This is a genomic window from Lentzea rhizosphaerae (genome assembly GCF_042649515.1).
Lineage (GTDB): Bacteria > Actinomycetota > Actinomycetes > Mycobacteriales > Pseudonocardiaceae > Lentzea > Lentzea aerocolonigenes.
In genome coordinates, this window is record NZ_JBHRZI010000010.1 from 135,098 (window position 1) to 146,698 (window position 11,601).

Here is an 11,601-nt window from a genome sequence, read left to right on the forward strand (position 1 = left end):
AGAGAGATGAACACACCACCGGTGGCGGTCATCGGCGTCGGCTGCAGGTTCGCGGGCGGCGCCGACACCCCGGCCGCGTTCTGGGACATGCTGGTGTCCGGCCGTGACGGCATCGGCGACCTGCCGGAAGGCCGGTGGCGCGCCTACGACGGATCGTTCCCCGCCGAGCTGCGTCGCGCGGCGGCGGTGCCCGGCGGTTTCCTCGGCGACATCGAGGGTTTCGACTCCGCGTTCTTCGGGCTCACCCCGCGCGAGGCCGAGCTGATGGACCCGCAGCAACGGTTGTTGCTGGAGGTCGCGTGGGAGGCCCTGGAGCACGCCGGGATCGCACCCCGGTCCCTGGCGGGCGGCGACACCGGTGTGTTCGTCGGTGTCGGGTCCGACGACTACGGGCGGCGGATGCTCGAGGACCTGCCGACGATCGAGGCGTGGACCGGGATCGGCAGCGCCCTGTGCGCCGCCGCCAACCGGATCTCCTACGCGCTCGACCTGCACGGCCCGAGCATGGCCGTGGACACGGCCTGTTCGGCCTCGCTCGTCGCGACCCACCTGGCGTGCCAGGCGCTGGCGGCCGCGGAGTGCGGCATCGCGCTGGTCGGCGGCGTGAACCTGATCATCGGACCGGGACTGACGCTGACGCTCGACGCCGCCGGTGCGACCGCCCCGGACGGCCGGTGCAAGCCGTTCGACGCCGACGCCGACGGGTACGGGCGCGGCGAGGGCGGCGGGGTGCTGGTGCTGAAGCTCCTCGAGCACGCGCAGCGCGACGGCGACCGGATCCTCTCGGTGATCCGCGGTTCGGCCGTGCACCAGGACGGCCGCACGAACGGGATCATGGCGCCTTCCGGTGCCGCACAGCAGTCCCTGCTCGCCGAGGCCTGCTCGCGCGCGGGCATCGAACCATCCACTGTGGACTACCTCGAGGCCCACGGCACCGGCACGCGCCTGGGTGATCCGCTCGAAGCGGGCGCGATGAGCGCCGTGTACGGAGCGGGCAGGGACGAGCCGTGCCTGATCGGGTCGGTCAAGCCGAACATCGGGCACCTCGAGGCGGGGGCCGGGGTGGCCAGCCTGATCAAGGCCTCGCTGGCACTGCACCACGGCGAGATTCCGCCGAGCCTCAACTGCCACAAGCCCAACCCGGCGATCGACTGGGCAGGTTCCGGCCTGCGGGTCGCCACCTCCCGGACGCCGTGGCCCCGTGGCGAACGCGTCCGGCGGGCCGGTGTGTCCGGGTTCGGCTACGGCGGAACGATCGGGCACGTGGTCCTGGAGGAGGCTCCCGCCACCGTTCCCGTGGCGGCGAGCGGATACGGCCCGCGGTTGTTCCCGGTGACGGCGGCGTCGGAGACGGCGTTGCGCGCGTCCGCGGAAAGCCTTGCCTCGGACCAGGTCCCGGACCTCGATGCGGTGGGGCACACGCTCGCGTCCCGGCGCTCGCACCTCGCGCACCGGGCGGCGGTGATCGCGTCGGACGCCGGCGGCCTGGCGGACGGACTCCGGCTGGTGGCCTCGGGCGGGCAGTCGCAGGAGATCGTGACCGGTGCGGTGCCGTCGAACCCCGGCACCGGGCTGGTGTGGGTGTTCTCCGGGCACGGCGCCCAGTGGCACGGCATGGGCAGGGAACTGCTCGACAGCGAGCCCGCGTTCGCCGCGGCGGTCGCCGAGCTGGAACCCGTGTTCGCGGAGGAGATCGGCTTCTCCCCCACGCAGGTCCTGCGCGACGGTGACTTCGACACCATCGACCGCATCCAGACGATGATCTTCGTGGTGCAGGTCGGGCTGGCAGCGACGTGGCGCTCGTACGGCGTCGTGCCGGACGCCGTGATCGGTCACTCCGTCGGCGAGATCGCCGCCGCCGTCGCGTGCGGTGCGCTGAGCCCGCAGGACGGCGCCCGGCTGAGCTGCCGCCGGTCGGCGTTGCTGCGGCGCGTCGCGGGACAGGGCGCGATGGCCATGACCAGTCTGTCGTTCGCCGAGGCGGGCGAACGGCTGGCCGGGCGCACGGACGTGGTGCCCGGCATCTCCGCGTCCCCCGGTTCGACGGTGATCTCCGGGTCCCCCGAGGCGATCGACGCGCTGGTCGAGGAGTGGGGCGCACAGGACGTCCAGGTGCGGCGGGTGGCGTCCGACGTGGCGTTCCACAGCCCGCAGATGGACGCGCTCACCGCCGACCTCGCGGAGGCCGCCGGTGATCTGACGCCACGCGTGCCCGAGATTCCGATGTACTCCACGGCATCCTCCGACCCGCGGTCGGCCGAGCCCCTCGACGGCAAGTACTGGGCGGGCAACCTGCGCAACCCCGTGCGGCTCGCGTCCGCCACGCAGGCGGCCGCCGAGGACGGCTACCGGCGGTTCCTGGAGATCTCCGCCCACCCGGTCGTCGCGCACTCGATCACCGAGACGCTGACCGACCAGGGCATCGAGGACGCGTTCGTCGGGATCACGTTGCGGCGCAACAAGCCCGAGGCGATCTCCGTGCTGACCGCGCTCGGGACCGCGTTCTGCGCGGGCATCGACGTCGACTGGACGCGGCTGCAGCCCGTCCGGCGGCTCGCCGACCTGCCCGCGGTCGCGTGGCAACGCACACCGCACTGGCACGAGTCGTCGGTCAGCGGCGCCCCCGCGCAGCACGACCCGGCGTCGCACACGCTCCTCGGCGCCGAGGTCGAGGTGGCCGGGCAGGCCGGGATGACGTTGTGGCGCACCACGCTCGACGACTCGAACCGGCCGTATCCCGGCAGCCACACCATTCACGGGACCGAGATCGTGCCGGCGGCGGTGCTCGTCAACACGTTCTTCGGCGCCGCGGGGGTGTCCGCACTCACCGACGTGGACCTGCGGCTGCCGGTCGTCACCGGCGAGATCCAGGTCGTGCGGGACGGCGCGGCGCTGAGGATCTCGACGAAGGCGACGGACACCTGGCTGACCAACACCACCGCCACCACCGCGGAGCCCACCGCTCTTCCGCCGAAGCTGCCGAAGCTGCCAACCGGTGCGAAACCAGCCTCCCCAGGCCACGTCCGCGACCACCTCCGCGAGGTCGGCGTCCCGGACATGGCGTTCGAGTGGACCGTCGAGGAACTGCTCCGCACCGAGACCACGCTCAGGGCCCGCGTGCTCGTCTCCGACGGCTGGCCGGGTGTGCTCGACGCCGCGCTGTCCATCGCGCCTGCCGCGTTCCCCGGGCCGGCCACACTGCGCATGGTCGCGCACATCGGCTCGGTCGAGGTGCACGGAGAAGCGCCGTCCACTGTGGACGTTCAGGTGACGGTCACGTCCGACGACACGGTGGACGTCCTGGTCGCGGACACCTCGGGAACCGTGCAGGCGAGGCTCGGGAGCCTGCGGTACGGCGGGATGACGTCCCAGGCGACACCTGCGGACCTGGTGCACGACATCGTGTGGCGTCCGCTGGAACTGACCCCGTCCGGCACGACGAGGAACATCGTGCGAGCCGGCGAGGACCTCAGCACCGCGACGGACGTGCTCGTCATGGCGCCGGAACCGTCCGGCGACGTCCCGGACTCCGCGGCCGCGGCCTCCTCGTCGCTGCTGAGCACCGCGCAGCAGCTGTCCATGATGGACAATCCGCCCAAGCTGTGGTGCGTGACGCGGGGCGTGCGGGAAAGCGAGACACCGCAAGCGCTTGCGCAGTCGTCGCTGTGGGGTCTGGGCAGGGTGCTGGCCGGTGAGTACGAGGAGTTCTGGGGAGGGATCGTCGACCTGCCCGCCGACGGACGGACCGACCGGCTCGCCGACGTGATCGGTGCCGCTCCGGCACAGGACGTGATCGCGATCCGCGACCAGGTCGAGGCCGCCAGGCTGGTCAGGACCACGAAGAACGTTACGCACCAGCCCGTGACGTGCCGTCCCGACAGCACGTACCTCATCACGGGCGGCCTCGGCGTGCTCGGCCTCGAGGTCGCGCAGTGGCTCGCCGAACGCGGTGCCAGGAGGCTCGTGCTGGCCGGGCGGCGACCGTTCCCCGCACGCGCGGACTGGGACACGCACCCCGACCAGCGGCAGATCGAGGGCATCCGCAAGCTGGAGGAGGCGGGCGTGACGGTCCGCACCGTCGCTCTCGACATCACCGACCTCTCCGACGCGGCCCAGCTCACGAACCTCGACCTGCCACCCGTCAGGGGCGTCGTGCACGCCGCCGGTGTGCTCGACAACCGGCTGGCAGCCAACGTGGACGAGGCTTCGTTGCACGCGGTGCTGGCCCCGAAGGTGCGGGGCGCGTGGAACCTCCACACCCTCTTCCCGCCCGGCAGCCTCGACTTCTTCGTGCTCTTCTCGTCGTGCGGCCAGCTGCTCGGCCTGCCCGGCCAGGCGACCTACGGTGCCGCGAACGCGTTCCTCGACGCGCTCGCCTCCCACCGCGACGACGTCACGAGCTTCGGCTGGACGTCGTGGCGCGGCCAGGGCATGGCGGTCAACGACACCGTCGACCGGCAGCTCAGCGCACGGGGCGTCACGGACATCTCGGCCGCGGAAGCGTTCCGGGCGTGGGACTTCGCCGCTGTCCGGGGTCCGGGCCACTACCCCGTGCTGCGCACCGTCTCCGCGCAGGACGTGGAACGCCCGCCGTTGCTGAGCGAGCTGACCGACGTCGTCGAGTCCGCTCCCGCCGCCACCGAGGACGACTTCGGCGGCCTCCCGCACGACCAGCTGAAGGCTCAGCTGGTCGAGATCGTCGGTGCGCAGATCGCGGGCGAGATGCGACTGCCCGCCACCGACCTGGACGTGCGCAAGTCGTTGGTGGAACAGGGACTCGACTCGGTGATGACCATCGCCGTGCGGCGGCGCCTGGAGAAGCGGTTCGGCCGCAAGCTGCCGTCCACGCTGCTGTGGCACCAGCCCAGCGTCTCCGCCATCGCCGACCACCTGGCCGACGAGCTCGTCTGACACCGCACTGAGGGGGAGCTTTCCCAGCGCTGGGAAAGCTCCCCCTTTTTTTGCTGCGTGGTGCACAAAAGCGGGCCGGCTCCCGGAGGAGCCGGCCCGCTTTCGGTCCGGTGTCAGAAGCCGGGCGCCGAGGTAGGAGCCCGAAGCGTGCCGAGGTAGGGGTGCCAGAGGTGGTCGGGGTTGGCCTCCACGGCGGCGACGACCTCCTTCATCGCCTTGAGCGCCTTGGGTTCCTCCCCGTCGTAGACGTCGCCCTGGAGCATCTTGAGCACGTCCACCCGGTAGCGGTGGTCCTGCACGAACGCGGTGAAGAGCACGTTGAGCCGGTAGTAGATGGAGATGAACTCGTACCAGTACTTCACCGCGCGCCGCAGCTTGTTCTCGTACGTGGCGAAGCGATCCTTGTCGTAGGAGCCCGCCGCGTGCGCGGCGATGATGTCCTGGGAGGCGATGCGGGCGCTGTTCAACGCGACGCTCACACCGCTCGAGAAGATCGGGTCGACGAACCGCGCCGCGTCGCCGATCAGGATGAACCGGTCGCCGCAGATCTGCTTCATCGCGTAGCTGTAGTCGCCCTCGACCTTGAACCGACGCAGCCGCTGCGAGTTCTTGAGCGCGTCGAACAGCTCCGGGCGGCTCGATACGAAGTCCCAGAAGAACTCCTCGCGGTCGCCGGAGCCTTCGCGGAACCGCTTCTTCTGCGTCACCACGCCGATCGACGTGATCGTGTCGGTGATCGGGATCTGCCAGACCCAGGTGTCCTTGATGGGCAGGAAGTGCACGAAGATGTGGTCGGCCTGCGAGGAGTCGCCCGCGAACGCCTCCCTGTCGAGCCCTTCGAACCAGGTGTGCACCGCGTACTGGTCGAACACCGGGTCGTTGACCTTCACCTTGAGCTGCTTGCCGAGCAAGGTCTGCCGGCCGGACGCGTCGACCACCATGCGTGCGGTGAACGGGACGTCACGAGGCCCGAACCGGCACGTCAGCCGCACCAGTTCCGGGTCGGAGAAGTCGACGTCGCGCACCCGCACGCCGTTGAACACGGTGGCACCCTGCTCCTGCGCGTGCTTGAGCAGGATCGCGTCGAACCGGCCCCGGTCGACGTGGAACGTGTAGTCGCGGTCGACGCCGGGCTGGTTGCGTTCCACGAACGCGATGTCCGCGGTCCAGCCGTGGCTCAGGCCGCTGTACCCCATCTTCGGGATGTCCCGCGACTCGGCGGAGGTCCAGGAGGCGCCGTACTTCTTCGGGAAGTTCGCCTCGTCGATCTTCTCCAGCGCGCCGATCTCGGCGAGCACCGGCGTCGTGGCGGGCACGAGCGACTCGCCGACGTGCTCGCGCGGGAACGTCTCGCTCTCGAAGACCACCACGGACATGCCGGCCCTGGCCAGGTAGGACGCCATCGTGGAACCGGCGGGGCCGCCGCCGATGATCGCGACGTCGTAGTCGGGGCTCATGCGCGACCCGCCTCGACGACGGATTCCTCGTGCAGCATCGCGGCGATCGTGCGGATGTCCGCGAAGTTCTTCGCGTCGATCTTGGCCAGCGGCACCTGCACGGCGAGCTCATCGCGGATGAACGCCATCAGCACCGCGATCCGCAGCGAGTCGAGGATGCCAGACTCGATCAACGGCGTCGTGGCCGTGAGCGCCTCGTCGCCGCTGTCCGCCAGGAACTCCCGCCTCACGAAGGCGAGGAGCGCGGACGTGTAGTTTTCCTCGGTCATCCCATCCCACTTTCGTCCAGCAGCAGTGATTCCGCGGCCAGTTCTTCGTCGGACATCTGGTCGAGTTCGGCCCGCACCTGCTCCTCGACCACCTCGGCGAGGTCGGCGACGGTGCCGCCCTCGAAGACCGCGCGCATCGGCACGGTCACCTCGAACTCGGACTGGATCGTCGCGATCAGCTGGATCGCGAGGATCGAGTTGCCACCGCTCGAGAAGAAGTGGCTGAGGGCACCCGCGGGCACACCGAGCAGGTCGGTGAAGATCTCCGCGACGCGTTCCTCGACGACGCCGCGCGGTGCCACGAGGCCCTCGTCGGCCACGTCGGTGACGGGGAGTGCGGCGTGGTCGAGCTTTCCGTTGGCGTTCAACGGGAACGCGTCGAGCGCGGTGAACGTGCCCGGCACCATGTACGCGGGCAGCTTCTCCTCGCACCAGCCGGTCAGCGGCACATCACCCGCGACCGGGACGTAGTACGCGGCCAGCACGCCGTCCCGTGCCACCACGACGGCGTCGCGCACGTCGGGGTGTTCGCTGATCACGGCGGCGATCTCGCCGAGCTCGATCCGGTAGCCCCGGATCTTGACCTGGTGGTCGCGCCTGCCGAGGAAGTCCACGTCACCGCTCGGCAGCAACCGCGCCAGGTCACCGGTCCGGTAGAGCCGCGCACCGGGTGGCCCGTACGGGTCTGGCAGGAAGCGCTCCGCCGTCAGGCCCGGCCGGTTCGCGTAGCCACGGGCGAGACCGGCGCCACCCACGAACACCTCGCCGACCACGCCGACCGGCACGGGCCGCAGCAGGTCGTCGAGCACGTGCATCGTCACGCCCGGCAGCGGTTTCCCGATCGGCACGGAGTCACCGATCGGCTCGCGCACCGGATGGACGCACGTGCCGACCGAGGCCTCGGTCGGGCCGTACTCGTTGACCAGGTCGCAGTGCACCCACTGCTGCGCGAGCCTGGGCGGCAACGCCTCGCCCGCGACGACGATCACGTCGGCCAGTCCCGCCCGCTCCTCGGGCGTCAGCTGATGCGACAGCACGTCGAGGTGGCCAGGCGTGAGCTTGATGAACCCGAACGGCGCGGCCTCGCGCAGCTTCGAGCCGAGTTCGGAGAGGTCGAGGTCCTGCGGCAGCAGGTGCGTCGTGTGGCCGGCCAGCAGCGGCGCCCACACGTTCGGCACGACGAGGTCGAACGCGACCGACGAGAACACCGGTGCACCACCGGTCTTCGCGAGCTTCTCCACCGCCCAGCGGACGTGGTTCGCGAGGCCGCGGTGCGGCACCTGCACGCCCTTGGGCCTGCCGGTCGAGCCGGACGTGTAGATCACGTAGGCGAGGGAGTCCAGGTCGGTTCGCCGGGGCAACGGACTCGCGTCGCCCTCGTCGACGGCCGCCAGGACCACCCGTCCGCCGAACCGGTCGCGGTAGGCCTCCGCGGTGATCAGGACGTCCGCCTTCGCGTCCGCCAGCACGTACCCGACGCGGTCGGCGGGGAAGTCCGGATCGAGCGGCACGTAGGCGGCGCCCGCCTTCCACACCGCGAGGAACGCGGCGGGAAGATCGGCACCGCGATCGAGCAGCACACCGACCACGGACTCGGGACCGACACCGGCGTTCCTCAACCGGTGCGCGAGACGGTTGGCGTGCGCGTCGAGCCCGGCGTACGTCACGCTCGTGCCCTCCGCCACCAGCGCGACCGCGTCCGGGGTCGCGGCGGCCTGCCGTTCGAACTCGTCGAGCACCGACGTGACGACCGGTTCGACCGGGTTGCTGTTCCACTCCCGCACGACCTGCCGCTCTTCGGCGGTCAGCAGGTCCACTGTGTCCAATCGCGCGCGCGGGCTCACCGCCAGAGACCGGAGCATGTGCTGGAAGTGCCGCGACATCCGTTCGATCGTCGAGTGGTCGAACAACGCGGTCGCGTACTCCAGCATGCCGGTCATCGACCCGTCGGACTGCTTGCGCAGGTACAGCGTCAGGTCCGTCTTCGCGACCCGCGAGGCAGCGACCAAAGTGGACAGTTCCTCGTCGTCCTCCGGCGCGCCGGTCAGCTCGTCGCCGTGGAAGTCGAACGCGACCTGGTAGAGCGGCGTGCGGGACAGGTCCCGTTCGGGCGCCAGCTCGGCGACGAGCTGCTCGAACGGGAGCTCCTGGTGCGCGAACGCCTCCTTGCACGTGTTGCGCACGGTCTCGAGCGCCTGCTCGAACGTCATGTTCCCGGCGAGCCGGCACCGCAGCACCAGGCTGTTGAGGAAGAACCCGACGACGTTCTCGACCTCGGGCCGGTCCCGTCCCGCGACCGGCGTACCGACCACCACGTCCCACTGCGCGGTGTAGCGGGCGAGCACGGTCGCGTACGCGGTGAGCATCGTCATGAACGGCGTGGCGTCGCTGCGCCTGCCCAGCTCGGCCAGCGCTTCGGTGACCTGCGCCGGGATCGTGAAGCTCACCACCGCACCCCGTGCGTCGCGGGCGGCGGGCCTCGGCCGGTCGGTGCGCAGAGCCAGCGGGGCCGCCCCCTCCAGCACCTGCCGCCAATGCGTCAGCTCGCCCTCCAGCACGTCGTCGGTGAGCCGTTCCCGTTGCCACACCGCGTAGTCGGCGTACTGGACGTCCGCCGCGGGAAGCTCGCGACCTGCCAGCAGCTCGTGGAACTCCCGCTCGAGCACGGCGGACGACCAGCCGTCGCACACGATGTGATGCATCAGCACGACCAGCCGCTGCAGTTCCGGGAAGAGCAACGCCCGCACGACCGGGCCGCCGGCGAGGTCGAAGCCGCGGCGGGCGCCCTCGTCGAGGATCTCGGCGACCTCGTCCGGCGTGGTGCCGGTAATGACCCGCAACTCCATCGAATGAGGCGGATCGATCAGCTGCCTGGGTTCGTCGGCGTCGAACCGCGTGCGCAACGACTCGTGCCGTGCCACGAGCGCGTCCAGTGCCCGCTGGACGTCGGCCTGGCCGGCGCCGGTCCGCAGGAAGAGCCCGGACACCCACTCGCGCGAGCGGGGATGGATCCGGTCGAGCAGCCAGAGCCGCTGCTGGCCGAAGGACAAGGGCAACGCACCGGTGCGCGGCACCCGCGTGACCGGTACCGACGAGGCCGGCCCGGGGTCGATCAGCCGCGCCTGCGCGGTGACCGTGGTCGCGGTCAGCAGCGCCGCCAGCGGAATCTCGACACCCGTGGCCGCGCGCAGTTTGTTGCCGAGCCTGGTCAGCTGCAGCGACGAGCCGCCGAGCCGGAAGAAGTCGTCGTGCGCGCCGACCTGGCCGACGTTCAACAGCTCCCGCCACACACCGGCGACGAGCTGTTCGGCCTCGGTGCTGACAGCGGCGCCGGTGGTGGCGCCCGGCACCGGCAGGGCGAGCCGGTCCACCTTGCCGCTCGACGTCCTGGGGAACTCGTCGAGCTCCACGAACGCGGCGGGCACGTGGGTTTCCGGCAACCGCGCAGCGAGGTATGCCGCCAGATCCGTTTTCTCGCGCAGCCGCACGTACGTGGCGAGGCGGGTCGCACCGTTGGCAGCGCTGAACGGCGCGACCACGGCCTGCAGCACCGCCGGGTGCGCGGCCAGCACCGTCTCGATCTCACCCGGTTCGATCCGCACGCCGTTGACCTTGACCTGGTGGTCGATCCGGCCGAGGTACTCGAAGGACCCGTCGGCGCGCATCCGCGCGAGATCGCCGCTGCGGTACAACCGGGAGCCGGGCGGCCCGTCGGGATCGGGCACGAACCGTTCCGCCGTCAGCGCGGGGCTGCCGAGATATCCGTGCGCCACACCGGGTCCGCCGATGAGCAGCTCACCGTCCGGGTCGATCACCACACGCATGCCGTCGATCGGGACCCCGATCGGCACCGGCCCCGACCGCTGCAGCGAGTCGACCTCGTGCGCGGTCGTGTCGATCGAGCATTCCGTTGGCCCGTAGGTGTTCCAGACCGTGACGTCACAGTTCACCGCGGCGTTCAGGAACCGCTGCACGAGCTCCGCGTGCAGCTGCTCGCCGCCGGACGACAACACCCGCAACGTCGTGCAGTCCGCCCAGCCCGGTTCTTCGACGAGGGCGCGCAACACCGAGGGCACCACCTGCAGCACGGTGATCCCGTGCTCGACAACCGCCCGCGTGAGGGCGGCCGCGTCCCGTTCCGCACCGACCGGCGCGAGCACGACGGTCGCCCCGCTGATCAGCGGCGCCCAGATCTCCCAACCTGCGGCGTCGAACGTGAGCGCGGTCTTCTGCAGCACCCGGTCCCCCGCTGCGAGACCGTGCGTGCGAGCGAGCCACCTCAGCTGGTTGCCGATGCCGGCGTGACTGATGAGCACGCCCTTGGGCGTTCCGGTGGACCCGGAGGTGTAGAGCACGTACGCCGGGTGATCGCCGGACACCGGCACGTCCGGCGCACTGACGTCTCCCGCCGCTTCAGCCACGACGTCCGCGTCGATCACCAGACGCGGCCGGGCATCCGCGAGCACGGTCGCGATTCGTTCGGCGGGATGTGCGGGGTCGAGCGGCACGTAGGCCGCGCCCGCCTTCCACACGGCGAGCAGCGCGACGACGAGGTCCACACCGCGCGGCAGCCGGACCGCGACCCGGTCCGCGGGACGGACTCCCTTGGCCAGCACCAGGTGTGCGAGCTGGTTCGCCAGCCGGTCGAGCTCCCGATAGGACACTTCGCGGGTGCCGTCGACCAGCGCGACCGCGTCCGGTGACGACGCCGCCCGCCGCGCGATCAGTTCGTGGGACACGGTCGAATGCGCTACGCCGTTCATTTGAAGTCCTCCGAGGAAACCCCGTCCTTCGGCGCGGGGAGGAACCGGACCCTTGCGGGGCAGGGCAGGAACAGTTGTGTCGCCCCGGGGGCGACACGGCGTCCACAGGCCACGCCGCACCAGCGGTGCCGGTCTGTGGAGCCGGTGCAAGACCTCAACGGACCCTCCGGGCGGGCAGTCGCAGGTGGACGGGTTGCCACG

The 11,601-nt window shown here is 71.0% G+C and carries 4 protein-coding genes; 1 reads left to right on the forward strand and 3 read right to left on the reverse strand.

Annotated features, from left to right (window positions below):
- The first annotated feature begins 6 nt into the window (after positions 1-6).
- Positions 7-4,911 carry a type I polyketide synthase gene (locus ACFOWZ_RS06945; protein ID WP_382370319.1) on the forward strand — a complete coding sequence of 1,635 codons (4,905 nt, stop codon included), beginning with the start codon at positions 7-9 and terminating at the stop codon, positions 4,909-4,911.
- Between the two features lie 113 nt (positions 4,912-5,024).
- On the opposite strand, the gene ACFOWZ_RS06950 is transcribed toward ACFOWZ_RS06945, so the two are convergent.
- From ACFOWZ_RS06950 to ACFOWZ_RS06960, 3 genes are read right to left on the reverse strand one after another with little or no spacing between them, the layout of a single operon-like run.
- On the reverse strand, positions 5,025-6,368 hold the full coding sequence (locus tag ACFOWZ_RS06950; RefSeq protein WP_382370321.1) for an NAD(P)/FAD-dependent oxidoreductase: 1,344 nt from the start codon (positions 6,366-6,368) through the stop codon (positions 5,025-5,027).
- Positions 6,365-6,637, reverse strand: a complete 273-nt coding sequence (locus ACFOWZ_RS06955) for a phosphopantetheine-binding protein (protein WP_382370323.1) — start codon at positions 6,635-6,637, stop codon at positions 6,365-6,367. The genes ACFOWZ_RS06950 and ACFOWZ_RS06955 overlap by 4 nt, the downstream gene beginning before the upstream one ends.
- Positions 6,634-11,400 (reverse strand): amino acid adenylation domain-containing protein, encoded by a 4,767-nt coding sequence (locus ACFOWZ_RS06960; protein WP_382370325.1) that lies wholly within the window; start codon positions 11,398-11,400, stop codon positions 6,634-6,636. The genes ACFOWZ_RS06955 and ACFOWZ_RS06960 overlap by 4 nt, the downstream gene beginning before the upstream one ends.
- Between the last annotated feature and the right edge of the window lie 201 nt (positions 11,401-11,601).

What these genes read in the sequence shown, in the direction of transcription:
- ACFOWZ_RS06955 (WP_382370323.1), bottom strand. Translation starts at nt 6,637, where the DNA reads ATGACCGAGGAAAACTACACGTCCGCGCTCCTCGCCTTCGTGAGGCGG.
- ACFOWZ_RS06950 (WP_382370321.1), bottom strand. Translation starts at nt 6,368, where the DNA reads ATGAGCCCCGACTACGACGTCGCGATCATCGGCGGCGGCCCCGCCGGT.
- ACFOWZ_RS06960 (WP_382370325.1), bottom strand. Translation starts at nt 11,400, where the DNA reads ATGAACGGCGTAGCGCATTCGACCGTGTCCCACGAACTGATCGCGCGG.
- ACFOWZ_RS06945 (WP_382370319.1), top strand. Translation starts at nt 7, where the DNA reads ATGAACACACCACCGGTGGCGGTCATCGGCGTCGGCTGCAGGTTCGCG.